Here is a 26,045-nt window from a genome sequence, read left to right as displayed (position 1 = left end):
CACGCACTCGTTGAGGAAACGAATTTGTATCAGTTTGATCGCAATACATAGGGCATGCACCATATTATAGTCTTTTGTTCTTCGCTAGTTTTACGAGCGGCGGAATGCAATATTTAGAGTGGGTGTCAGAGTTTTAGCTGCAATGGCAAACTGCATAGGAGACAGCACGGTACAAACCGGCCTACTTGCACTCTACGCCCACCCGCGGCTTTCTGCTGCCATCCAAGCCATGCACGACCACCCAGCAAAAAGTTGGAGCCTAGAAGCGCTGGCGCAGCAAGCAGCCATGTCGCGCACAGCATTCGCAACCGCCTTTAAAGAACTAAGCGGCTGGACCCCAATGCAATATCTCACCTGGTGGCGCATGCAACTCGCGTGGCACCTACTAGCCGATGGCGAACCCGTAGCAATAGTAGCCGATAAAATTGGCTACCAATCCGAAGCCGCCTTCTCGCGCGCATTTAAAAGCGAATTTAAACAAACCGCAGGTGAGGTTAGGCGTGGGGCGCGGAATTAGGGGGAAGTAGTTTTACTATTGTATTGCTGTTTTAGTTACCGAGTCCAAATGTAGTACTCCATTAAAAGGCTGGTGGGTTAAGTCTAGAGCTGTGCTGTTTCGAAGTGAAAATTATTTATTTTACTTTCTATTAATTGAAGGCTGCACTGGCCGTGGTCAGCGTGTTTTGTCCACTCTATTTCTTTAACAATACTGTCGTAATATTGGTTGTTGCTTAGCTAAAAAAGGAAAGGCATAGAGGCCAACGAATGGCTTACATTAACTGCACAATTCGAGAGAAAAACATCTACTTTTGCTGGCAGCGAAAGCAAAATTAGAATTGCTGCCGAGTTACTTGGCTATAAAAAGCCACCTGGCATCGCTAACGCGAAATCTCTATTCGCTTAAACACAGTTCCAACTTCTTTTTTTCAATACCCTCTTAAGTTTCGCTCGCCTTAAATTTGATAAAACAGCTTGTATTCAAGGGTATTGGACATTCATCATTTAAAATCAAACAAAAGAAAAAACAAACGAAAATAAAAACAGGCGCTAATTTAATTTCTTTAACTAGTGCCTGTCTTGATTATTCGTACTATTTCGAGTTCCCAAATAGACACTTCCTGAAATTTGAGAAATTTATTTAACTAGTGACTGTCTTGATTATTCTAATTATTATTGCCGGTTCTTGTGCAGCTTCTAGTTCGTATTAGGGTCTCAATTTCTGTTAAAGATAGCCCAGCAGTTATTAGATATTCATCCCCACTATTTGTATCTACAAACCAAATAGGAGAAAAAGTAAGATCCTCAATATCGGTGAGTCGAACATTCATCCCTGCTAACTCACCTTCAAATAACAAAATTCGGCCCAACTCCGTATCTGCAGCTTTACTTTGCTCCTTTGAACTGATAGGAATCCTTAATTGAGATGTGATTATTATTCTAGCGTAAGGCCTCTTTCTTAAAAACATTTCAGTACCATTTTTGGATACTTTTTCAAATTCCGCGGGCAGCTCAAATTGGCAATTATTTAGCTGCACGTATTTATTAGCATGCGCTTGCATTGACCAAATAAAAATTATATGTACGCACAAGATAAAATAAAATTTACTTTTCATGTAGTAACACCTCATTTACGTAAATCTGACATGAATTATAGCTACACATCGTACTTGCATTATAGTCATTAAACACTCGAACATTAATTTCATCACGAACCGTATTGGAAACAAAACTCAAAACAGGATGCCGAGACTTAGTTCCGACCCCCCCCCGTAGTTTGAGGTTTACTAAGCTTCCCCCCTGCACTTTTTACAATATTTTTTGTCACCGAATCAATGAATGCTGCCCCAGATTCATTCATAAGCTGAAACTGAATTTGCGCCAACTTTTGATCAACTTTCAAAAGCGCTGTAAAAGCGGCGTCTTGAGTCTCACCATTAAATCCCTCAATAATTAAACTGACGGACCTTGGATCACCACCGCTGTCTAAATCACTCATTACTGTTGATATTAATTCACGATAGTCAGCAACAGATTCTTTAATTACACTCATTTTTTTACGTCTATCAACCTCCCCCTGCTGATTAAACAAATTCCTATAAGCCGCAGTAATAGCCCCATTAGCAAACTTACCACCAGTGGCCTTTGAAACAGAGCCCCCCAAGGCCGCCGCGGTAAATGTTTGGACAACACTAATATTACCTATTCTCCCTGCCTTAATATTCCCAATGGACGGCGACAGCAGCTTAGTCACCCCAGCACTAGCAAAACCGTGGCCAAACTTACCTCCTTGTAGTACGGAAGAAACACCGCCAATTGCACCGTGAATCATCACCAACCGCCTAAACTGCTCTGCGGTAGCCCAAGTATTTTGTGAAACCCTTATTAACCCTTCGCCAGGCGCCGATGCCGTAGCACCAGCCCACTCAACCGCATTACTAAAAGCCCATGCACTTGCACCTGCAATTGCCCCAGCCCTAAGCGCCTCCATTGGCGAACCTCCAAATGCGCGTGTCATATGATAGTTACCCACTGCCACAATTAGAGACAGGCACGAATTAAGGGAATCTTAGCTACTGCCTGTTTTTACAATACATAGGACATGCACCATATAGCCTTTTGTTCTTCGCTAGTTTTTACTAGCGGCGGAATGCAATAGCTAGAGGGGGGCAGAGTTTTAGCAGGTGTCAGAGTTTTAGCTGTCCTGAGTTTTACTCCCTTATAATCAAGCTGAATAAGCGAATTCGGCCAATAGCCTATGCCTGTTGACGGTTGTTCGTTACCTGAATGGCTTCAGTGAAGGAAACAGTGCTAAGCGAACGCGTCTTTACCTTAAAACCATGATCTAGTCATTTGTACTACAATACTAATCGATGTATATTCGTAGCTGTTTTAGCGCGTCATCCATATAACAAAAATAAGTAGCATCATTGGTAGCCCTATGCGCAGCCCACATACTAAGACCATAGTGTTTGTACTATTGATAAGCAGTTCTATCGTGGGGGCTGGGCTGAGCTTTTGGCTGGCTACTACACAGCATTCACTGCTTCCTGCACCGCGAAGCCAGCATCAATGGACTGCGCGTACCATTAGTGATAGCGAAATGGGAGGGGCGTCGCACATTGCTCTAAAGGACAGCGATTACGCTTTAGATTTCGACTACCAAATCACACCACAGCTGGCTTACCCCTATGTTATTTCTGTGCTGGATTTCGATCACAAGGAGCAAGCTAGTTCTTATGTAGACCTTAGTCATTATCAAACGGTGTCATTCGATATTAAGTGTCAGCACACAAATATGCTCTCTTTTAATGTGGCTACTTTCGATGCCACCGTAACAAAACCTAGCGAGTTTCCCACGTTTAAAATTGTGAGCCATTTATTTAACTGCGAAAATAAATGGCAAACTATTGAAGTGGATTTACATCATATTCCAGCCCCAAGGTGGTGGTTAGAAAGTTTTAATATGCCGCTTTCGGATCAAAGCTACAATCTTAAAAAAACACGCGCTCTTACCTTTGGGGCTTCTCGACACGGTCCAATGAACTTGGTAACTAACGTTAAGGTTAGTCAGTTACAACTAAATGGGTTTAAATGGCCTGTCATTTACGCATACATTGTTATATTGGTTGTTGGTTGGCTTGTATATGCTGTTTGGGCCCTGCGTGGTTTTGTTCGCCGTATTCGCCAGAATACATTACCTAGTCATGTTGGCCTGCCACAAGCTGTGGAATTACTGCCTTACAGAGCGAAGGAAAAACAGCAGCTCATTACATTTTTAGATGCCCAGTACCGCAATGGCGAACTTAGCTTAGCGTACACTGCAAGTACTTTGGGGATTAATAGAAATAAAGTGAATGATATTTTAAAACAGGAATTTGGCCAAACCTTCAGCAGTTATTTAAACTGGTTGCGTTTAGACGAAGCCGCTAGATTGCTAAGCAGTAATGATAATGTCAACATTTCGGAAGTGGCCTTGTATGTTGGTTACAAAAATGTGTCGTATTTCAATAGGCTATTTAAAGAAACCTATCAGTGCACGCCAAAAGTGTATAAAACTAAACATATAAAAGCTCAGTCGACTATTTCACAGCTTTAGTTGGTTCCCATAAATGTAAACGAATTGGCACGTTATACATATTTTACTCCGCTTAATTATTGTTGCGTCATTTAATAAATGTTCTAAGCGCAAGAATGCTCCATGGCTAAACGTTAGCTAGCAAAATTAACATCAATTTTTATACATTTCGCACACCATAAGTATTTTATACAAAATATTAAGATCTTCGAATGCCCTCTCTCTAGCCTGCTCAATACCAAGCTCAGTTCATGTTGCTTGGCTAAGTGTAAAGGTACTGTTGCTCGCCAAATACGGGTTGCTCATTTAATTCATCCCGTTGGCGGCGTTACTCAAACTATAGCGTGTGATCACAAACTACTTTACCGAGTGGAAATTGCACATTTTTGGGTAAGTGACTTTTATGCTGGACAAATCCATATAAAAATATAAGGAGTCATCATGTTGCGAAGCACCCAATCAACACCCATTGTTAAGCGAAAGATTTCTGCCTATGTAGGTTGGGGTCTGTGCGTGTTACTTAGCGTCTGCACGGCCTCGATCTCTTGGGCAGGTAACCCTATTGTGTCTCATGTATATACCGCAGACCCTGCTGCACGGGTAATAAACGGAAGAGCCTATGTAATGGTTACCCACGATCAGGATAACCAAAATGATTACGGTGGTTTGATTGATTACTACCTGTTCTCATCGGACGATATGGTTAATTGGCAAGATCACGGTATTGTGTGGAATTCTCGAACAGACAGTAGTTGGGCCAGTCTTGCTTACGCCCCAGATTTTATCGAGCGCAATGGAAAGTACTACCTGTACTTTCCCAACGGCGCAAACTCTATTGGTGTCGCTGTGGCCGATAGCCCTGAGGGCCCCTATACTGATCCACTCGGTAGGCCGCTGGTTGACCGCAATACCCCCAATGCCAATGTTGACTGGCTGTTCGATCCCGGTGTATTTATTGATGACGACGGACAAGCCTTTTTGTACTTTGGTGGAGGCGCTGATGGAACCGCGCGCGTTATTCGTTTAAATAACGACATGATAAGTACCAGTGGTGCAGCCATAAGTATTGACGTACCTAACTTCTTTGAAGCGCTATACATGCATAAGCGCAACGGCATTTACTACTTATCCTACTCGACCAACCCCAGCGCGGGGATGAGCATAGATTACATGACGAGTAATAACCCTACCTCAGGGTTCACCCATCGCGGCACCATTTTGCCCAACCCTTGGGAAAATAATTCCAATAACAACCACCAGTCAATTATTGAATTTAATAACGAATGGTACATTTTTTACCACAATAGAGCTGTCGCAAATACGCGGGGCGATAGTACCTTTTCCCGCTCTATTAACGTGGATCGTCTTTACTACAATTCCGACGGCAGTATTCGAGAAGTAAATGCCAGTTCAATAGGTGTACCCGCGGTACGTAATGTTAATGCTTTTTCCATAAACCAAGCAGAAACATTCGATCAAGAAGGTGGCATAGAAACTGAGCCGTCTTCTGAAGGTACCTTGAATATTCAGATGGGCCCAGGAGATTGGGTAAAAGTTGCTAACGTCGATTTTGGTAACGGCGCCACACAATTTAACGCTCGAGTTGCTAGCGCAATCGATAATTCAAAGCTGGAAATTATTTTAGGCAGTCTCAGTAATACCCCGCATGCCTCGCTCGAAATTACCAACACAGGCGGGTGGCAAAATTGGCAAACACAAAGCACAAGTTTTAATGCAATAACTGGTGTTCACGATGTATACCTGCGCGGTACTTCTGGGCACAACCTAAATTGGTTTGAATTTGAAGGCGAAAATAATGGAGGAAGCAGTCAGCTAACGGTTGAGTTGGAAGACTTGGCTTCGCAATCTCTTTTTGCTCCCCTTAGCGTACGCTCCGATAACATGGCTAATAACGGCGCTTACATTGAATGGAGTAATGATGGGAGCAATCAGATTCTCAGTGTGGCCAGCGAGCAATCGCAAGGCCAAATCAGTGTCCCATTTACTCTATCGCAAGCTTCCGATGTCGAATTTAACGTACGCGTGAATCTTGCTAATGGCAATGATGATTCGTTTTATTACAAGCTAAACAGTAATAGCTGGCAGACTTTTAATAATCAAGCTACCACTGGTTGGCAGGTGCTCACGCCCAACACCTTCACTGGTCTTAGCCCTGGGAATCACATTCTTACTCTACTTCGGCGTGAAGATGGCGCCAAATTAGATACCCTCACGTTGGTAGCCTCCGCGGGCAGTATTCAAACCAATAACAGCTCATCAAGTTCTACCTCCAGCAGTAGTTCAACGACTAGCTCAAGTTCAACCAGCTCGAGTAGTTCCTCTGGCGCCGCGCCAACTGGTAACGTTACTTACTCTATAAATGTTACTAACGACTGGCAAAGTGGTTATTGTGCGGAGCTTACCGTTACCAATAACACGAACAACGCTCTGCAGTGGCAAGCTAGTGTTTCTATGAGCGATAGTGTCGACAGTATGTGGAATGCTAGCTGGTCGCAGAGCGGGAACATACTTAACGTAAGCGGGGTAGAGTGGAATAATACGTTGCAAGCAGGGCAAAGCCAGAGTGGCATAGGATTTTGTGCTACACGTGCCAGCTCGTCTTCCTCCAGCTCTACAACAAGTTCTACTTCCGGTTCCACATCAAGCTCTAGTTCATCGGGAGGCTATACCGTTCCGAGTAATAATTTCGCAGTCAATGGTGGTGTAGAAAACAACCTGCAGAGCTGGGGCGCAACGGCGGGTTCAGTAACACGTTCTACTGAACAACGTTATAGCGGAAACGCAAGCGCGCGTATAACAAATCGAGCAGAAAACTGGCACGGTTTGACGTTCAGTGTTGGTGAGCTTACGCAAGGCAACCTGTACGAAGTTGCGGTGTGGGTAAAACTTGCGGCAGGCAGTGCGGACACACCTATTACGCTTACCGCCAAACGACAAAATGATAGCGACGATTCCACTTATAACGAATATACCGGCATAGTCACGACCATTGCTAACGATTCTGAATGGGTGCTGCTGCACGGGCAATACACTCAAACTGGCACAGCGTTTGAGCATTTTATTATCGAGTCAGAAAGCGATAGCGTAAGTTTTTATGCCGATGAGTTTTCTATTGGTGGAGAGGTCACGCCCAAAAACGAAGTGGGATTTTTTGTGGGTAACATTACCACTAATGGCAATGTGCGCAATGATTTTACTCAGTACTGGGATCAACTAACACCAGAAAATGAAGGAAAGTGGGGTTCGGTAGAACGCACTCGTGATGTGTATGATTGGAGTGGACTAGACAGAGCCTATAACTACGCCAAACAAAATAATATTCCGTTTAAACAGCATACTATGGTGTGGGGTAGCCAACAGCCCAACTGGATTGATTCGCTCAGCCCAGCAGAACAGGCTGCAGAGATAGAGGAGTGGATAAGAGATTATTGTGCGCGCTATCCTGATACTGAAATGATTGATGTGGTAAACGAAGCAACGCTGGGCCATGCTCCTGCTAACTACGCGGCGAGTGCGTTTGGCAATAATTGGATCATTCGTTCGTTCGAGCTTACTCGTCAATATTGTCCTAACAGCATTTTAATATTGAACGATTACAATGTTTTAAGTTGGAACACTCAAGAGTTTATCCAGATGGCTACTCCGGCTGTCAATGCAGGCGTTGTAGATGCAATTGGATTACAAGCACACGGCTTAGCGGATTGGTCTTTAAGTGATTTAGAAACCAAACTAAACCAGGTTGCGGCATTGGGTTTACCCATTTATATATCCGAATACGATATAGAAAAAACTAACGACCAAGAACAGCTGCGCGTAATGCAAACTCAGTTCCCGCTGTTTTATAACCATCCATCGGTGAAAGGCATTACTATTTGGGGGTATGTTGTTGGGGCTACTTGGCGCGATGGGACGGGATTGTTGCACAGTAACGGAACACCCAGACCGGCACTTACTTGGTTAATGGATTACTTGAATAGATAGTGGGTTATTGACTGCAATAAGAATTGTTAGATAAATACTTTTTGTGGGCGCGTTTGCGTCCACTTTTATGGAAGCTACATTTAAACTTTTCAGTCTGATTAAATAACGCGGATTCAAATTCGAGGTGCATCACCTAATCAGGTATAAATAAGCAAAACATAAATAATCAAATAATCAAGACAGGCAATAGTTAAAGAAGTAATAGCTATTGCCTGTTTTTTTTATTCCTGTTAGTTTGATTTTTATTTTATTGGAAAATGGAATGTCTGATACGCCTAGATATTGGCATTCTTGATTGTTTTCTCAAATTTTAGGCGAGCGAAACTCTTGAAGTGCTGCTGTAGGGTTAAGATTGGGTTACACAAACAAGCTTCTAGCTAAGCTAATCCCCAGTGATTTTTTATAACCAAGATTTTCGGCTGCTAATCGAATAGCATTTTCAGAACCTGCAAAAGTCGAAACCCGTTTTTCAAATTTAGTGGTTAAAATTAACCACTAAATAGGCGCTATACCTGGCCGCGTAAGAATTTACGGTATATGCTGGCTAGTACTATCGCGTTTTTTTAACCGTATTGCACGCCCACTCCAATCTACTCATCCTAAATAATCGACTAGTTCAAAAGCTGGCCGTCTAGCTATGGTTGGTGTGTGGGTTATCCACAGAAGGGTAGAGGATTTTAGGTGTAATCTAAGCACTCTGCGCGAAGTTTTTTAGAAGTAGGTGACGCAATAATCAAAAGGGATACTAGCTATAGATGGGCCGTGATGTTATTCCTCCCTGGCTGTAGATGTTGTATCACGAGGTAGACAACCTAATGTTGTTGAGGTTATGATGTATTATATCATTAAGTGGTGAGCAAGTTTCAATCATTTTCCCTCGAAGCTTGTTTAGCCACTTTCAGCCCTTAATCTGGAGTAATTTGTGAAAATCTCGTTCAATCGGACGACGCGTTGGTGTGTCTCAAGTTTTGTAACTTTACTGCTTTCCCCTACTATTTCTTACGCCGAAGATGCCGAGCTTAAGCCGGTTGAAAATATTACGGTGATTGGTAATCGCCAAGCGTATCAGGGGGATTTCACTGTACTCGAAACGCCGCAAGCAGAATTGGTAATTAGTGAAGAAGTACTTAAGAGCGCGGGCGTAGTAGATCTTGTTCAAGCGCTGGATTTATCGGCATCAGTCGCTCGGCAAAATAACTTTGGTGGCCTTTGGAACAGTTTTGCAATTCGCGGATTTGTTGGCGACGAAAACCTACCCAGTAATTATTTGGTTAATGGGTTTAATGCGGGGCGAGGCTTTGGTGGCCCGCGTGATTTATCGGGGATTGAGTCGGTAGAGGTATTGAAAGGTCCACGTGCAGCTTTGTTTGGGCGCGGAGAGCCCGGTGGCACCATCAATTTAGTAACCAAGCGACCGACTTTTGAGCGTGATGGCGAAATAGTTTTATCTGCCGGAAGCTTTAACACATACCGTACCGATGTGGATTGGACTTCCCCAGTTTCTGACATGGTCGCAGTTCGTTTAGTCGGTTTTTATGAAGATGCCGAAAGCTATCGCGATACGGTTGAAACCTCCAAATACGGATTAAATCCGTCGGTAGCGATTTTATTTAGTGATCAAACAAAATTGAACTACGAGCTCGAATACACTCAGCAGGAAATTCCATTCGATCGCGGCGTGGTGGCGATGAATAACGAGCTGGGGGTAATACCTGAAAGCCGCTTTTTAGGCGAGCCGAGCTATGGCCCAATTGAAACCGGCGTGCTGGGCCATCAGTTGGAATTTCAGCGAAACCTAAATGATGATTGGACTGCGCTGGTTGGATTTAATTATCGCGCAACCTCGCTTGAAGGCCTCGCTTCCGAAAATGGATTTGCTGTACCCGCAGAGGATGGTACTTTTGCGCGCTTTAGTCGCAGTCGAGATTACGATGCGGTCTATCAGGTATTTAGAGCGGAATTAAATGGTAGTTTTAATACCGGCAATATCGTGCACCGTGTAATTGTTGGTGTTGATGCGGATACGTTTGAAAATGATCAATATTCGCTACGCGACAGATCCACCGATCAAAGTATCAATATCTTTAATCCTGTTTATGGTCAGTCACCAGCAGACGAGCTAGAGCTGGCTGATAATATCGATCGAGTTGAAACCCAAGAATCATCTGGTTTGTTTATTCAGGATCAAATTAGCCTCACCGATAACCTTGATGTGCGCGTTGGTGTGCGTATTGATGATTATCAACAAAAACTCGTGAACCGTCTAAACGACGGTGTTTCGGAATATTCTAAAACGCAGGCCAGCCCACAGTTTGGGGTGGTATATAAAAGCTCAGAGGTGCTTTCATTTTACGTGGTGTATGGCGAAAATTTCCGGCCGCTATCTGGGGCTACGGATGAAAACGGCTTGGAGCCGAATTTATCTGAATCAACGGAGCTTGGGCTTAAGTTTGCACTGAACGATGGCGACTTGCAGGGCAATATTGCGATATTCGATGTTAAGCAATCCAATATTGCGACCTTGGATGCAGACTATAATCCAACCGCCGTGGGTGAAGCGGGCAGTCAAGGCATAGAATTCGACCTAACAGGTAGCCTTACTGACTCCTTAAGTGTATGGGTGTCTTACGCTTACACTGAAACCGAAACTAAAAACGATTTTACCGATGCCGTTGGCTGGGCCTCTATACCTGCGGGCTCAGATTTACTGAACGTACCTGATCATCAGCTAAGCACTCAACTGGTTCAGAAAACAGAGCTTGCCGGTAAGCCGGTTAAATTAATCGCTGGTGTACTATATGTGGGTGATCGCAGTGGTGAATTTGGTAATCCTGCATTTAATTTGCCAAGCTACACCACTGCTCGCGTTGCTGCACAGTACGAAATTAGCGAGCAGATTGAATTCAGCTTTGAGATTAATAATTTATTCGACAAAAGCTACTATGCCAATTCCTATGGCCCAACCTGGGTAATGCCCGGTGCGCCGCGTAACTTCCGATTATCTACCCGTTTCCGTTTTTAATATGACTATTTTACAAGCCGAATCACTTAATATTATGCGTTCAGGAAAGCAGGTGCTTAACGGCATTTCTTTTCAAGTTGCCGCCGGTGAGGTATATGCCTTACTCGGTGGCAATGGCGCCGGTAAATCCACCACCTTACTCAGCTTTTTAGGGTTTTTATCTCCTACGAGCGGCAGTGTTTCCGTTAATAATCAAGATGTATATAAAGATGTAGCTAGCGCCCGAAAAGCGATGGCATATCTGCCGGAGTCTGCGTCGTTATACGAGCACTTAAATGCCTATGAAAATATTGATTACTTTATGCAGTTGGCTGGCGGGGCAGTTAATCGCGCAGATATAGAAACCGCGCTCGAGCGTGTATCGCTAGCGCAAGGAGCACGGCAGAACAAACTACGCGGTTACTCGAAAGGCATGCGTCAAAAAGTCGCGATTGCATTAGCAATATTGCGCGATAGCAGCATATTGCTATTAGACGAGCCTACTTCGGGTTTAGATCCTAGCGCCATTGATGAATTCCATCAGCTGGTGCGGGATCTGGCGGACAGCGGTAAAGCCGTACTGATGGTAACCCATGATGTATACGGTGCCTGTCAGGTAGCGGATAAAATTGGCTTACTGCACAGTGGCTTGTTAGTCGGGGAGTTTGTGGCCGAACATGCTCGGATTGATACCGAGACGGTCCACAAAGCGTTTGCTTCCACTGTTGATCATGCATCATCTGTAAGGTCAGCAATGTTGGAGCAAGGCTAATGAAACAACTAATGCTTATCGCTCATGATGAATGGCGATATTGGTGTCGGTCACAGGTTGTGCTCGTTGCTACTTTGATTTTTCTAGCACTGATTCTAGCAACAAATTTTATCTCTGCAGCGCGTTTGAGCTCAGAAAGCGAGACTAGAACGCAGCATCAGAGTGAAGCTGAGCAAGCCTTTCTGGCGCAGCCCGATCGGCATCCACATAGAATGGTGCATTACGGTCACTACCTGTTTCGCACACCCGTACCGCTATCCCTCTTCGATCCGGGGTTGGATGCGATTACAGGTCAGGCCATTTTTTTAGAAGGGCATAGGCAAAATTCACTAACGTTTTCAGAGGCGGGCGCGAGTGCAGATTTCGGTGGTTTATCGTGGTTAAGTCCTGCACTTATGTACCAACTCTTCGCACCTTTAATGATTGTGTTGTTGGGGCACAGCGCGCTAGTGCGAGAGCGCGAAGCGTCAGTACTTTCGCCAATATTGGCGCTAGGAGTTAGCGGGCGCAAACTAATGGCTGGTAAAGCGGTGGCGTTAACTTTTTTCACCACACTTTTACTTGTTCCACTGATCATCGGAGCCTTGCTGGCTTATTTTCAAGGTGAACGCTTAGGTGCTTTGTTGGCGTTAATTGCCGTTTACTTTTTTTATTGCCTAGTGTGGGTCGTGTTGACCTTGTTGGTATCAACACTGGTTAAGCGGCGCTCGGAAGTGCTGATTGTGATGCTCTCATTTTGGTGTGTAGTTTCACTGGTGTTACCAGCACTCGCAGTGAATATTGTAAGTAGTTATAAAGCTAGCGCAGGAAAAATCGAGTCCGACTTGGCTATGCAACGCGACATTGAAAAACTAGGTAATGGCCACAACGCGAATGATCCGGCTTTTTTAAAGCTGCGTTCAGATTTGCTAGAACAACACAATGTAGATCATGTTGAAGACCTACCGGTGAACTTTAGAGGCATAGTCGCTTTAGAAGGTGAGCGAAAACTCACCGAACTATTAAACCAATATGCCGAAGCGCGCATGCAAGCTGAGCAGGAGCAAGAGCGCAGCCTCGCAAAATATGGGTTTATCTCACCGGTACTGGCGGTCACCTTTGCATCTAGGGCTATCGCCGCTACGGATCTGGCGCACTATCATCGCTTTCAGCGAGAAGCCGAAGCACTGCGCTTTGATTTTGTTCAAGGCTTAAATCGTGCGCACGCCGAGAAGCTCTCGTATCAACTGGATATCCATCGTTATAAAGATGAAGCCTCGGCGCAGCGCGCGCGCGTGGATGCAAGTAATTGGCAAGTGCTCAATAGCTACGAATTTATTGCCGCCGACTCGAGCCAGAGATTAGCCCGCGCTGCATCATCCCTTTTAAATTTATTTTTGTGGCTGCTGATCTCGATGGTCGCGCTTGTTTGGCGGAGTGGAAGCATTAAACCATGAATAAAATAAATGGCCTTAAACGTGAAATTAAATTTCTAGCACGGGACCGCATTATTTGGTTATGGCTGGCCTTAGTGTTTTGCTTGTCATCCGCGGCTGTTGGTTTCGGTTTGGCCGAAATAGCGGTACAAAATAAGACGATAGAACAGCTTATTCAAGCAGATAAAACCGATCGTGCTCTACAACATAGCAAAAAAAGTGATTGGGGCAGCGCCGCTTATTACGGCTTGCATTTAACCTACGATGCCCCCTCCGACTTTGCTTTTGCCGCGCTTGGCATGCGCGATACTCAGCCGTGGAAGCACCGGGTTAAAATGCTCGCTTTGGAGGGGCAGGTATACGAGCGAGATGTTGGCAACCCCAGTGTAGCTATACTGGGGCGATTTGATTTTGCATTTTTCGCCGCTTTTGTATTCCCGCTTGTACTGATGGTTTTGCTCTATGATCTTCGTGCACACGAGCGCAGCGCTGGGCGTATTAATTTGATTGAAGCAACGGTCGCGCAGCCGCGCCTATTCTGGTTGCAGCGCGCCAGTATAAGAACGCTAGCGGTGTTGTTGTGTTTAATCGTCCCTTTGATTATTGGCGGGCTTATTGCGGAAGTCTCGGCACTCAAGTTGGTACTGGCATGCCTTGCTGTTATTGCTTACGGGGTGTTTTGGGGGCTGGTGTGCTTTTGGTTTTCGGCGTGGCGTAAACAAGGCCAGCTAATTCTGATATCGTTGATTGCACTTTGGGTGATGACTGCGGTACTTATTCCAAGCGCAGCGCGGCTAGCAATTGATAGAGCTGTGCCTGTTCCAGATGGTGCAGACATACTCATGCTACAGCGCGAAACAGTGAATGACGCCTGGGACTTGCCCAGAAAAATGACAATGGATGCTTTTTTCGAGCGCCACCCACAGTGGGCTGATTACCAGCCTGTGGAAAGCTCGTTCGAATGGCAGTGGTATTACGCATTTCAGCAGGTGGGAGACCAGAGAGCGGAGCCGTTAGCGATGGCCTACCGTGAAGGTCGCAAACGCCGCGCCGAATTAGCGACATGGCTTTCCGTTTTTGCTCCGCCATCTTTGCTAGAGCAAACTCTGCAGGCTTTGGCGAATACCGACGCGCATGCCAGCCTAGAATATGAAGAGCGGGTGCGAGCATTTCATGCCGAGCTGCGCGCATTTTACTATCCTTTATTTTTTCGCAATGTGGCCTTTGATCGCGAACTGCTAGAAGATTTACCGAATTTTGATGTGCACTGACCGAGGTTTGCCTAATCAACACATAGGCCATGAACCATAGACCTTTTGTGCTTTGCTAGTTTTTACGAGCGGTGGAATACAGTGATTAGGGGGGGAATGGTTAGAGTGGGTGTCAGAGTTTTAATTCGCTAAAAACCATAAAATAAAATAAAAAAAGGAGCGCCGCGCGCTCCTTTTTAGTTTAACTACTTCAACTACATACGCGTATAGCTGTATATAGCGGCATCTTCGCTGCCTGGGTCAAATAAGCACTGAAAGCCCGTTTCGCTTACATTTAAAATGTGGCATTCGTAGGTGCTTAGGTCGTTGTTGTCCCATTCGCTGTCGCAGCTTTCGCGGTAGCGGTCGGAAGTGGCAGTCATAGACACTACAGAGCCAGCTTGTGTCCAGGTGTAGGCGCTTTCGTAGGTATTGCATTCGCCTTCGTTAGACTTTTCAGTTACCGAGCCTGTGCCGTCTGCGTTAATGGTTTCCACTCCTGCGGTTTCCCAATTACATGCGCCATCTAAATAAGCGAGTTGGTATTTGCCGGGTAGTTTTGTTGTGCTGGTGGTGGGTTTATCCATAGATGCTTCTGCATGGCCCACTAAGCCTTGGTTGTTTACATCGAAAGAAACTGCAAAGTCCATTTTTAAATTTTGCATCATGTGTTTCATTTCTTGTTGGGCAATACAGCCTTGGCCGCCGCCCTGTGCAAACATGCCATTGCTTTGTAGTTCTAAAAGCTCACCAAACCTGCGGTAGTTTAAGCCTATCGCGTATAGTCCATTTGGCGTAATTGCTTCTTGTTCTATTTTTGCTACTTCGGCTTCAGCTTTAGCACCGGCATACACCACTAAGTGTTTGCCTTTTATTGCTGCTTTAACTTCTATGCTTGGTGGCAACATGGGTACAGGTACTGGTACTGCGGTGCCGTCGGCAGGAATAACCAGCTCGTTAAGCCCTGGCACAGGAATCATGCTGGTTAAAGAGGCAAGTGTGCCGGGGTTTTCGGTTGCTACGCTAGCTAAGAAAGATAGCGAGCTAGGCATCATCATTTCGTCCATCTTAAAATCGTAAAACGAAACGCCTAAGCCTTTAACGCCTTGCGCCATACCCATCGCCATGGCGAGCATTGCTGGGCTGGTTTCTTTGGCTTTGTTTTGCATTTCTACTAATGCTTCACAGCTATAGGGCGCTTGAGTAAATTGGTTCCATAGTGCGGTAACAGCAGGCACTAATTGATCCATATTTACGCCAGCACTAAAGCTCATTAATTTGTCGGAAGCATTTAGTGTGTGCAACGGTAAGTGGCCGCGCATTTTACCCAGTTCGGTTTTTACCGACTCGTTAGTAAGCTCTAAAATAAAGTCGCCGGCGTTGTAGAGGGTGTTGCCTTTTATTTCTAGTGCGCTGTAGCCACTTACTAAACGCGGCATGCTCGCGGCTAGGCTTAGGTAGTCTGTACGACAAGCTTCCGTCACATCTGCTGCCAAGCCTGCTTTAGCATCTTCTGGCAAATAGCGTTGTAAATCTTTGCCAAAACTATTGGTTTCTGGTTTTAAAATGCCCTGCACTATGCGCTCTATGTGCACAAAGGTAACCATGGCATCGTTAAAGCCGTACTGTTTTTGAATATTCGCAATCTCGCCAGATGAAGCTAGGCTTTTAGCTGGCTTGCTTTGGCCTATGCGTTCTTTTTTAGTGGCTTCATCATCCGCGCCAATAAAAAAGGTAATGGCTAAATCGCTGCCTGCTACCGCTACAGCCAAATCAACTTGTAACGCTTCGTCGGCATCTGTAATGCGCCATACGCGCGCTTCGGCAGCGCCTATCGTTGCTTTGTTGTAGGTGAAGTTACTGTCGGCAACCGCTTTTTCGATCATTGCATCGAAGGCTGCTGGGTCGCTTAGGGTTAAGCGTGCTACGGGTACCGCACCGTGCAAATACAATGCATAGTTACCCGTGTTGGAAATGCCACCGGTTTTCTCTAATGCGGTTAAAGTACTGCCTTCGGTAGCCGCAATTTGACGCTGCAAAGATGCAAAGAATTGCGCAGCTGGGGTTTCACTGCCGCTTATTTCTTCTAGCATTTTTGCCCATTGAGCCATTTGAGTTGGCGTGGTGGGAATAATACTGTAATCCCGCATAAACTCTGCGAGCTCTTCACTGCTATTGCCGCCTACATAAAACGCGGTATCTGCGGGCACTGTGGCAAGCAAGTCACTTTTGCTAGCACCGCCGCCTGTTAGCGGAGCAAACTTCCATATAATTACGCCGCCAAGAGCCAGCGCTACGATTAGTATCCATTTAGTCATTCTATTCATCCTATAGAGGGTGGTTGGTGGTGCAACGCTGCAATCCGCACAAAGTATGTACTGCAGATGGAAGCAGGCGTCTTTTTTGTGTGCGCATAGAATAGGAGTTTGCAGCGTGCGTGTCCAAAAAATATTAGCGACGGCGTGTGACGCTTTTAAGTGGTTCTCAGTATTGATGGCAGTTACAGTCGGCTCTACACTCTAAGTTAGCAACTACTTACATATATTAAGGGGTAAAAAATGGATGAGATAACACTAAGTGTAAATTGGTTAGCCGTCGCGGTAGGCGCGTTTTTGTCTTTTTTAATGGGTTGGCTGTGGTTCTCTCCTAAGTTTTTAGGCAAACCTTGGGCCGCTGGGGTGGGCATAGACATAGAAGCCGCCGACAACAAACCGCCCGCAGCGGCAATGGTTACACAGTTGCTGGGCACCATTATGCTGGCGTGGCTAGTGGGTATTACAGCAGTGACCAGCTCGTTACTTACCCTGTTATTGGTGGTAATTACCTTTACATTGCTTTCTGCTAGCCAAGGTTTGTTTATTAAAAAATCGATAGCGGCCATTTTAATCGAGCAGGGCTATGTGGTTGCCATGGCGATAATAATGGTTGTGGTGCAGGGGGTGTTGTAGGTGAATAGTGCCTTTGTGTAGTAATTAATTTTTTGCTTGCGCGCTATACATGGTGGAAGGTACAAGTTTATTGGTAAGCGCGTCTGTTATTTTTAAGATGTCCTTATTTATAGATTTATTTGTGTGTAGCTTGTTATCAGATTAATTATTTACAAGGTTGGGGGCACTGCCCACCGTTGCATGGTGTAAATACAACGCGTATTAACGCTAAATGTATTTGGTTTTGTAGTTTATGCGTTGCCCAATAAAAAAGGCTTGGCAGTTTGCTGCCAAGCCTTTTGTTTTTAACCTAAAACCTTGTGGGTTTATGGGTTAGTTTTTTAAGCCATTATCAATCGCTCTAATCAGTTCGCCATCGGTGGTGTCGCCACTTAGCTCCCAGAAGAACGCGCCGCCTAGGCCTTGTTGTTTGGCGTAGTCCATTTTGCTATCGATGGTGGCTGGTGTGTCGTAGCCCCACCAGTTGCTTCCGCATTTGGCGTAAGCGGTGCCGGCAATTGTGCCGGTGGCTGGGCAGGTGTTTTTCAACACTTTGTAATCTTCAATGCCTTTTTCGTAGGTGCCAGGTGCTGCGCCGTTAGCGCTGCCGCCTGGGGCATCTTGCGTTACGTTGGTCCAGCCGCGGCCGTAAAAGCCTATGCCCAGTAAGATTTTCTCGGCAGGTACACCTTTGCTTTTAAGTACTTGGATACCGTGGTCAGAAGAGAATCCTTCTATTGGCATGCCTGGGTAGTTGTATAGCGGTGAGTGCGGTGCGGTTGGCCCTTGTGGGTTAAATGCGCCGAAGAAGTCGTAGGTCATTAGCATGTAAAAATCTAAGTACTGTGCTGCGCCACCGTAGTCGGCTGCATTTTGTTTAGATTCGCCAGCGCCAATGGCAGCGGTTACTAGTTTGTTGCCAAAACGATTGCGCAATGCTTGCATGAGTACGCGGTAGCCATCGTAGCCGCTATTATCACAGCTTAGGCCGCAGTCGTTGGGGTATTCCCAGTCGATGTCGATGCCGTCGAAAACGTCTGCCCAGCGTGCGTCGAATACTAAGTCGTAACAGGAGTTGGCAAAGTGATCGGCATTCGCTGCTGCTTCGCCAAAACCGCCAGACCATGTCCAGCCACCGAAAGACCACACTATTTTAATTTGTGGGTGCATGGCTTTTAAGCGGCGTAGTTGACCGAAGTTACCGCGCAGTACACCGTCGTCCCAAGTATCGGCAACGCCATCTACACTGTCTGCTGCGCTGTAGGCTTTGTCGTATGCTGCGTAGGAATCGCCAATTTTACACTCGCCGTTTTGAACGTTGCCAAACGCGTAAACGATGTGAGTGAGTTTGTCGGCAGAGCCGCTGGTGTGAATGTTTTTAACGTGATAATTGCGGCCGTATACGCCCCACTCTGCGAAGTAGCCAATAATTTTATCGCCGTGTGTACCGCCGCCGGTATCGCCACTGATTGTAATGCTGTGGTTGGCGACGTTATTCGCGCCTTCGTTATCAACAACCGTTAGGCTAACGCTATAGCTACCTGCGCTGCTGTAGGTGTGGCTGGGGTTAGCTTGTTGACTGCTAGTGCCATCGCCAAAGTTCCAGCTGTAGCTAACTATGCTGCCGTCTGGGTCGTTACTGCCCGCGCTGGAAAAGTTCACACTAGCGCCTTCGCTAGCGCTGGATGGTGCACTAATGCTTGCAACAGGCTCTTGGTTTTCGCCATTACCAGTTACGTTAGCGGTGGTGAATGCGGTGGCGCTCGCGCCGTCGTCATCGGTTACGGTTAGGCTAACTTGGTAAGTGCCTTCATTCATGTAGCTGTGGCTTGGGTTTGCTTGGCTGCTGCTTGCGCCGTCGCCAAAGTTCCAACTGTAACTGGCAATTGTGCCGTCGCTGTCGGCAGAGCCATTGCTGCTAAAACTAATGCTTATACCAGCGCTACCAGAATATGGGCCGTTAGCATTGGCTGTAGGTGCTTGGTTGGTGTTGCCGTTGTCGTCGCATTCGCTCGTAAGTGACCACGCATCTTGCCAGTGTGCGCCAGTACCTGGGGCATAGGCCCATGCGGCAGATGAAGAGCACCAGCCCGCAATATTACACTGGTACAGGTTGCCGCCATTGGCAACGATATCGCCCGCAGCGTATTGGGTGCCCGCACTGTATTGCGGTGCTTGGCAATCGCCAGGGTCTCCGCCTTGGGTAACGCTTGCGCTTGTGGTGGCACTGCTGCTTGCGCCTTCGTTATCGGTAACGGTTAAGGTAACCGCGTAGGTGCCTTGGCTGCCATAGGTGTGGCTTGGGCTAGCTTGGTTGCTGCTGTTACCGTCGCCAAAGGTCCAGTTGTAGCTGGCAATATTGCCGTCGCTATCGCTAGAGCCTGCAGAGCTAAACGCTATGGCGGCGCCAAGTTGCGCGGCGTAGGGGCCGTTGGCATTTGCGCTGGGCGCTTGGTTGGTGTTGCCGCCACCGTCGCCATCGCAGTTGCCTAGGTTCGTCCACTCTTGCCAAGGGCCAGAATGTGAAGCGGGGTTTTGGTTTTGTGTCCACCAGTTGGCTTTGTAAGCCACGTTACTGTGTTGCACAACGGTAGAGCCGGCATAGGCAGACGATGCGTTCCATGTGGCAAGGCCATCGCAGTCGTAAGCGTAGGCCACATGCGCACTTAGCATGGCGCCAGTGGCTAATGTGAGTTTAGCTATAGGGTTCATAATAGAGTCCAATTTGTACGTAGGTTGGAGCTTGGTGGGAAGACAGCTCGACAAAGCCCACTGAGCAGAGGTCGTTTTTTGTGTCACAAACTGCGCTGGGCGCGACTACAACGTGACTATTATTTTTATAAACACTGGCTTATTGGTTTCGTACTCGAGCTGACTGATTGAGCGAGAAGCCAAAAGACAACGTTGTCAAATATAGTCCTGCTAATTGCGTCGCTGGTCAATACATGAACGTAGAATTGTTGAATTGATCGTATTTTGATCCAAATAGTGTGATGTGCGTCACATAAATATCGCTTAAATCCACCGTTTTAACCGCTACCTACCCGTTAACGCGCATTGTTTTGTGCGACAAAAGTTTGTTTGGTGTGCAAGGGTTGGAGGTGTTTGATTGTGCGGGGGTCTATAGGGTAGTGCTGTTTTTAGCTGCAATTAGTGCTTTTTGCGTTTGGAATAAACTGTTATAAATTACGCCAGCTTGATTAATAAATGCTCGCAATGCATGCGTTAAGCCGGTTGTAGAGCAAGCTAAAACAGGAAGCGGCGCACCTATTGTGTGCCCAAATAACAATAAACCCCAACGGAGATGGATATGAATAGCCTGCCTCTTTACCCCGCCAGCCCTAGCGGCGTACCTCAGGAATTAACCAAAGCCAAAGCCAGTTATAAGCGCCAAGCCATGTATGCCATGGCGGGCTTGTTGGTATTTATGCTGTTGTATATTGCGTTAATGGTGAGCTTTGGTTTTATTAGTTACCAAGGCTTCTTGGCGCTAAGTAGTGTGTTCGATCTGGTTACCCTATTTATTAGCGTTGTTTCGCTAATGCTTGCTGTGTTTATGGCAAAATCGCTGTTTGCTGTGCGCAAATCTGGCGACCCGCGCGGTATAGAAGTTACTGCCGAGCAAGAGCCAAAATTATTTGAATTTTTAAATACACTCGCCGATGAAGTGGGCGCGCCTAAACCGCACCGTGTATTTCTTACCCCAGAAGTAAACGCCGCAGTGTTTTACGATTTATCGCTGTGGAATTTACTTTTTCCCTCTAAGAAAAATTTAATTGTTGGCTTGGGTTTGGTTAATGTCTTAAACCTTGGCGAATTTAAAGCTGTGCTCGCCCACGAATTTGGGCATTTTGCACAGGGCTCGATGATGGTGGGGCGCTGGGTGTATATAGCGCAACAAATTATTGGCCATATGGTGGCTACCCGCGACTGGTTAGATAAAACCGTAAGTTTTATTTCGCGCATTGATTTACGTATAGCCTGGGTTGGGTGGTTGTTGTCGTTGGTAATGTGGGCCATGCGCAGTGTAGTGGATACCCTGTTTCGCGTGGTAATTATTGCCGAGCGCGCGCTTAGCCGCGAAATGGAATTTAATGCCGATTTAGTGGCGGTAAGCGTAACCGGTAGTGATGCGCTGGTGAATGCACTACACAAATTGCAAGCTGCCGATCACGCTTGGCAAACGGCATTGAACATAGCCGGCCGCGAAGCTGGCTCGGGTAAATTAGTAGACGATTTATTTTTGGCGCAACAAGAAGCCATTAACCAATTGCGCAGAGTTATGGCCGACGATACCTATGGGGCTACACCAGAATTACCGGCAGAAAACCTGCGCCCTGCGCACCGCGTGTTTGATGCCGATTCTGCGCGGCCACCGCAAATGTGGGCAACACACCCTGCAAACCGCGACCGAGAAGATAATGCCAAAAGCGTATATGTACCCGCCGAAATAGATTCTCGTTCTGCGTGGTTAGTGTTTAGCGATGCGCAGGCCATAAGAAATAAAGTAAGTGTAGATATTTTTAACACCGAAAAAGCCAAAGAGTGGGAAAAAACCTGCCCACAGCAAGCTGTACAAGCGCGCTTTAGTCGCGCTTCGTATTCGCCGGAATATCGCGGTACGTATTTGAATCGCAGTTGGGCTAGAAATTTTGAATCGGCGGAAGAAATTTTTTCCTTTGGTTCTGAGAAGGCTAGCGCGAAAGAATCCTTGGCCGATATTTACCCGCAATCTCTGCGCGACGATTTAGAAGCCGCGCGCAGCTTAGATATAGAACGCTCCACCTTACAGGCATTGGCTTCGGGTGAGCTTAAACCTTCTGGGGGTATTATTCGGCACCGCGGAGAAGAGCTTAAAAAAGGGGATATTCCCAATGCAATTGCAGCCATTAGCAAAGAGCGCAAAGTGGTTGCCGACAGGTTGAAATTACATGATGCATGTTGCCGCCGCGCCCACCTGCAAGCCGCAAAAGAGCTGGGGCAAGATTGGGATGTTTATTTGCAAAGCTTGGTGGCGTTAGTGCATTGCACCGAACATTTAAGTGCAAAGGTCGAAGACGAACTTGCGTTTATGGTAAACACTTGGCAAGTAATAACAGCCGACGGCCAAATAGGCTTTTTTGAAAAACGCCGTATGCTTAAAGCCTGTAATGGTGTGCAGGCGGTAATGGAGGAAGTGTCGGTTGCCTTGGCTAAAATTACGCTGCCTGCGGCAATATTAGAAGAAATTGGCATTCACAGCTGGAGCAAAGAATGCCCCAAGTTTGAATTGGTGGATGTAAATAAAAAGAACTGGGGTCAGTGGTGCCCCGCCGCTGCAGAGCAAATGGAAAATATAAATCACGCGCTAAGTGTGCTGAATAATATTGCGCTCGAAACGCTTATTACTACCGAGGCAGAATTAAAACAGCATATTGAGCAGGGCACCCAGCCCAGCAAGGCGCCATACCCTGGGGCTGCGCCGCGCAATCATCCAAAATTAATGCCGGGTGACGAGCATGTGCTACAGCGCAAACTCGATTTGTGGAATCGCTTTCAGCTTGCGCACGGTTTAGCGCCAACCCTTGCGCGCTTGTTGGTATCTATGGGTATTGTTGGGGGTACTATATACAGCGGTGTGATGTTTATTTAGCAGTGTAGAAATTGAAACGAGCCGTTTAATAAAAAAGTTTGCGCGAAATGTAGCGAGCATGTTTCGCGCAAACGCAAATAGGCGGCAATAAAAACTGACTAGAACCCACCATCTTTAATTAACGTGCTATACCAAATTGCAGACTGTTTAGGTGTGCGTTTGCCTGTGGTGAAATCTACATGGTTTAAGCCAAAGCGTTTGGTGTAGCCTTCTTCCCATTCGTAGTTATCCATAAGTGTCCATGCAAAATAGCCTTTTAGTTTTACGCCGGCCTCTATTGCTTGGTGACACGCATCGATATAACCGCGGTAAAAATCTACGCGGCGTGTATCGTTAATGGCTATGTTTACGTCGTCTTCGTCGGGTAGGGCGCAGCCGTTTTCGGTAATGTAAATGTCGGGGTAGTTGTAGCGCTCGCTTAACCAGATTAATAATTTTTTACAGCCCCAGGGCACAATGCTCCACTCCATGTCGGTTTGTTCCCAGCTTGGGTCTTTGGAGAGGGTGACCATTTGGTCTTCCGATATGCCGCCGTTGCCGCGAATAGTATCTTCAACAACGTCACCTTCGTGGGTTTGTTCGGCAAGCATGGTGGTGTAGTGATTCAAACCAAAAAAGTCGCTAGAGTTTTTTATTAGCGCAATGTCTTCGTCGCTAAAGGTGGGTAAACGCTCACCCAAGCGCTCGCGCATGCTGGCTGGGTAGTCGCCCAAATAAATGGGGTCGGCAAACCAGCTTACAAAAAATTCTAGGGCGCGCTCGGCTGCTTTTTTATCTAATTCAGAATCGGTTTTGGGTTCGCGCCAGTCGCAATTGTTGGCTATGCCTATCATGCCTTTTTGTGTGGGCTGAAATTCGCGCCGGTAAATATCTACCATTTTGCCGTGTGCACGCAGCAAGTTGTGGGCGGCTATATAGGGTTCATCCTTAGATACGCGGCCAGGGGCTTTGCTGCCCATGCCGTGGCCAAGCATGGCACTGCACCAAGGTTCGTTTAGGGTAATCCAGTGGGTAACGCGGTCGCCAAAGCGCGCGAAACACAGCTTGGCGTAGTTGGCGAATTCGTCGGCGATGGCGGGGTTAAGTAGGCCGTCCATTTCCATTTGCAGTGCCAGAGGAAAGTCCCAGTGAAATAGGGTTACCCAAGGGGTAATGTCGTTTTTTATTAATTCGTCGATAAGGTTGTTGTAAAAGGCTACGCCTTTTTCGTTAACTTCGCCGCGCCCAGTAGGGAATATGCGCGACCAAGAAATAGAAAAGCGGTAAGCCTTTAGCCCCATCTCTTTCATTATGGCCACGTCTTCTTGCCAGCGGTTGTAGTGGTCGCAGGCTATGTCGGCGTTTTGGTTGTGGTAGGTTTTACCGGGAATGGAACTGAACGCATCCCAAATACTGGGGCCTCTGCCATCGGTGGTGGTGGCGCCTTCTACCTGATAGGCGGAACTGGCTGCTCCCCATACGAAATCTGGGTTAAAGGTTTTCATACTGCTTTGCTCTCTTGTGCTTACTTTAACGTGCTTAATCTTTACATCTACTGCGGGGGCGATGTGCTATTTACTTGATAGTTGGCGCAATGCGCCTTGGCTGTGCGCGGGTGCTGTTTACAGCTTAGCAGCCCGCCGCGGCCTTATTGTGCGGGGTTGTTTCTTTTTACCATTACATCGTTAACTATTTTGGTGGCGAGAATAATGGTGGCTAATACCAGTGTAATTATATTGGCTATAATCATGGCCAAATCTTGCTTGTATAAACCGTAAGCAAGCCACAAGCTAACGCCAATAGTGAATATACTGTACATGGCGAGCGACAAGGATGACGTATCTCGCGAGCGTATCACTTTGATTGCCTGCGGTAAAAACGAAATAGTTGTGCAGAATGCAGCGCAAAACCCCAATATATCTATACCGCTCATAACAATGCCTACTTCAATAATCGTTGACGAGTATGGGTTAACTATAGGGCGATACAGCGCTGGGCGCTATGTAAGATTCTATCAACTTTATGGTCAAAACTATCATTTCAATTCATAATCCTTAGTCTCTAGCCGCAAGAACTAGCCGTTAAAGATTCGCAATTGGCGATTGGGTAGGTGTATTTTGAAAAAGTGGAAGGATGTTTTGGATATTGGGCCGCAGTGTGTAGAGCGGTTTGTGGACCCTACGCGCACGCCCGAGTTGGTGGAGGCAGATATTCAGTTGGCAGGGGTATCGCGCCTTGAGGGGGCCTATAGAGTAGGGCACGTGGCTGCGGATATTCACACGGTGCTGTTTAGCGTTAATGGTCAAGGGGTGTTGCATACCGATGCCGGCAGCCAAGCTATAACTTCGCCCAGCGTAACAGTGTTGCCCGCTGGGTTGCCGTTTTTGTTCGAGTTGGATTCGGCCTCTTGGTCGACGGCATGGTTTTGTTTTTATAACACCCGCCAGTGGCGTGCATTGGCGAGTAGTGCTGCCAGTGTGGAGTACTGCGAGCAAGCGCTACAGGTGTACCATTTATTAAGCGTGCTCTACTACGAACCCGAGCCTTCGCTGCGCCTAAGCAGTATGCATTTGCTGAGCCATTATTTAAACGAAACCCTCACCCAGCCGCGCGTGGCGCGCGACGATTATCAGCGCGTGGATACGTTGTTTAGGCAAGTAGAAAACCAGTTGCATTTTAATTGGAGCATAGAGTATATGTGCGATTTGGTGCACTACTCGGCCCCCCATTTGCACCGCTTGTGTCGCCAGCGTTTTGGCCGCAGCCCAGTGCAGCAGGTAATTTATTTACGCATGGAGCGGGCAAAATATTTACTGCAGCATACGGATTGGTCTATTGCGCAAATTGGTGGGCAGGTGGGCTATACCGATGTGCTGAATTTTTCTAAACGCTTCAAAAAATCTCTAGGTCAAAGCCCAGGCCATTACCGAACACAATCGAGGGACAAACTCTAACGGCTAATCTTTAATCGCTAGTTTTTAGTTTCCAAATA

The 26,045-nt window shown here is 46.6% G+C and carries 16 protein-coding genes; 10 read left to right on the top strand and 6 right to left on the bottom strand.

Going from position 1 to position 26,045, the window contains the following annotated elements; all coding sequences use genetic code 11:
• Window positions 1–142 precede the first annotated feature (142 nt).
• Window positions 143–517, top strand: coding sequence for a helix-turn-helix domain-containing protein (locus SDE_RS18895; protein WP_011470086.1), 375 nt, complete (start codon window positions 143–145; stop codon window positions 515–517).
• A gap of 646 nt (window positions 518–1,163) precedes the next feature.
• On the opposite strand, the gene SDE_RS18890 is transcribed toward SDE_RS18895, so the two are convergent.
• Window positions 1,164–1,613, bottom strand: a complete 450-nt coding sequence (locus SDE_RS18890; RefSeq protein ID WP_041324898.1) for a hypothetical protein — start codon at window positions 1,611–1,613, stop codon at window positions 1,164–1,166.
• A gap of 137 nt (window positions 1,614–1,750) precedes the next feature.
• Entirely contained in the window at window positions 1,751–2,329 is a 579-nt protein-coding gene (locus SDE_RS18885) for a hypothetical protein (RefSeq protein ID WP_143710925.1), read from the bottom strand.
• Between the two features lie 609 nt (window positions 2,330–2,938).
• Between SDE_RS18885 and SDE_RS18880 the strand changes: the two genes are divergently transcribed.
• The 6 genes from SDE_RS18880 to SDE_RS18850 all read left to right on the top strand — a co-directional run bounded on the left by SDE_RS18880 (window position 2,939) and on the right by SDE_RS18850 (window position 14,536).
• On the top strand, window positions 2,939–4,096 hold the full coding sequence (locus SDE_RS18880) for a helix-turn-helix domain-containing protein (protein ID WP_011470083.1): 1,158 nt from the start codon (window positions 2,939–2,941) through the stop codon (window positions 4,094–4,096).
• A 420-nt stretch (window positions 4,097–4,516) separates the two neighbouring features.
• The gene (locus tag SDE_RS21615) at window positions 4,517–8,077 is read left to right on the top strand and encodes an endo-1,4-beta-xylanase (RefSeq protein WP_011470082.1); all 3,561 of its coding nucleotides are present in this window, start codon (window positions 4,517–4,519) and stop codon (window positions 8,075–8,077) included.
• A gap of 922 nt (window positions 8,078–8,999) precedes the next feature.
• A complete protein-coding gene (locus SDE_RS18865) occupies window positions 9,000–11,099 on the top strand; it encodes a TonB-dependent siderophore receptor (protein ID WP_011470081.1) in 2,100 nt (699 codons plus the stop codon).
• A gap of 1 nt (window position 11,100) precedes the next feature.
• Window positions 11,101–11,850: an ABC transporter ATP-binding protein gene (locus SDE_RS18860; RefSeq protein ID WP_011470080.1), complete on the top strand. Its 750-nt coding sequence runs from the start codon at window positions 11,101–11,103 to the stop codon at window positions 11,848–11,850.
• A complete protein-coding gene (locus SDE_RS18855; RefSeq protein ID WP_011470079.1) occupies window positions 11,850–13,286 on the top strand; it encodes an ABC transporter permease in 1,437 nt (478 codons plus the stop codon). Before SDE_RS18860 ends, SDE_RS18855 begins: the two co-directional genes overlap by 1 nt.
• Window positions 13,283–14,536: a DUF3526 domain-containing protein gene (locus SDE_RS18850; protein WP_011470078.1), complete on the top strand. Its 1,254-nt coding sequence runs from the start codon at window positions 13,283–13,285 to the stop codon at window positions 14,534–14,536. Before SDE_RS18855 ends, SDE_RS18850 begins: the two co-directional genes overlap by 4 nt.
• Window positions 14,537–14,730: 194 nt before the next feature.
• Here SDE_RS18850 and SDE_RS18845 read toward each other — a convergent pair whose 3' ends face one another.
• On the bottom strand, window positions 14,731–16,833 hold the full coding sequence (locus tag SDE_RS18845; protein WP_011470077.1) for a hypothetical protein: 2,103 nt from the start codon (window positions 16,831–16,833) through the stop codon (window positions 14,731–14,733).
• A gap of 240 nt (window positions 16,834–17,073) precedes the next feature.
• Here SDE_RS18845 and SDE_RS18840 point away from each other — a divergent pair, with 240 nt between their 5' ends.
• Complete coding sequence (locus SDE_RS18840) at window positions 17,074–17,463, top strand: DUF1761 domain-containing protein (protein WP_011470076.1); 390 nt, start codon at window positions 17,074–17,076, stop codon at window positions 17,461–17,463.
• A gap of 312 nt (window positions 17,464–17,775) precedes the next feature.
• On the opposite strand, the gene SDE_RS18835 is transcribed toward SDE_RS18840, so the two are convergent.
• Entirely contained in the window at window positions 17,776–20,154 is a 2,379-nt protein-coding gene (locus SDE_RS18835) for a glycosyl hydrolase family 18 protein (RefSeq protein WP_011470075.1), read from the bottom strand.
• A 598-nt stretch (window positions 20,155–20,752) separates the two neighbouring features.
• Between SDE_RS18835 and SDE_RS18830 the strand changes: the two genes are divergently transcribed.
• Complete coding sequence (locus SDE_RS18830; protein ID WP_011470074.1) at window positions 20,753–23,074, top strand: M48 family metallopeptidase; 2,322 nt, start codon at window positions 20,753–20,755, stop codon at window positions 23,072–23,074.
• 98 nt (window positions 23,075–23,172) lie between these two features.
• Here the strand turns inward: SDE_RS18830 and SDE_RS18825 are convergent, their stop codons facing one another.
• Both SDE_RS18825 and SDE_RS18820 read right to left on the bottom strand, forming a co-directional pair.
• A complete protein-coding gene (locus SDE_RS18825) occupies window positions 23,173–24,558 on the bottom strand; it encodes a GH1 family beta-glucosidase (RefSeq protein ID WP_011470073.1) in 1,386 nt (461 codons plus the stop codon).
• A gap of 143 nt (window positions 24,559–24,701) precedes the next feature.
• The gene (locus tag SDE_RS18820) at window positions 24,702–24,986 is read right to left on the bottom strand and encodes a SemiSWEET transporter (protein ID WP_011470072.1); all 285 of its coding nucleotides are present in this window, start codon (window positions 24,984–24,986) and stop codon (window positions 24,702–24,704) included.
• Window positions 24,987–25,170: 184 nt separating this feature from the next.
• On the opposite strand from SDE_RS18820, the gene SDE_RS18815 reads away from it, so the two are divergent.
• Window positions 25,171–26,007 (top strand): AraC family transcriptional regulator, encoded by an 837-nt coding sequence (locus tag SDE_RS18815; protein ID WP_011470071.1) that lies wholly within the window; start codon window positions 25,171–25,173, stop codon window positions 26,005–26,007.
• The last annotated feature ends 38 nt before the right edge of the window (window positions 26,008–26,045 follow it).

The organism is Saccharophagus degradans 2-40 (assembly GCF_000013665.1).
In the GTDB taxonomy this organism is placed as follows: domain Bacteria; phylum Pseudomonadota; class Gammaproteobacteria; order Pseudomonadales; family Cellvibrionaceae; genus Saccharophagus; species Saccharophagus degradans.
Note: the sequence above shows the minus strand (reverse complement) of the source record. Positions and strands in the feature narration are given on the sequence as shown.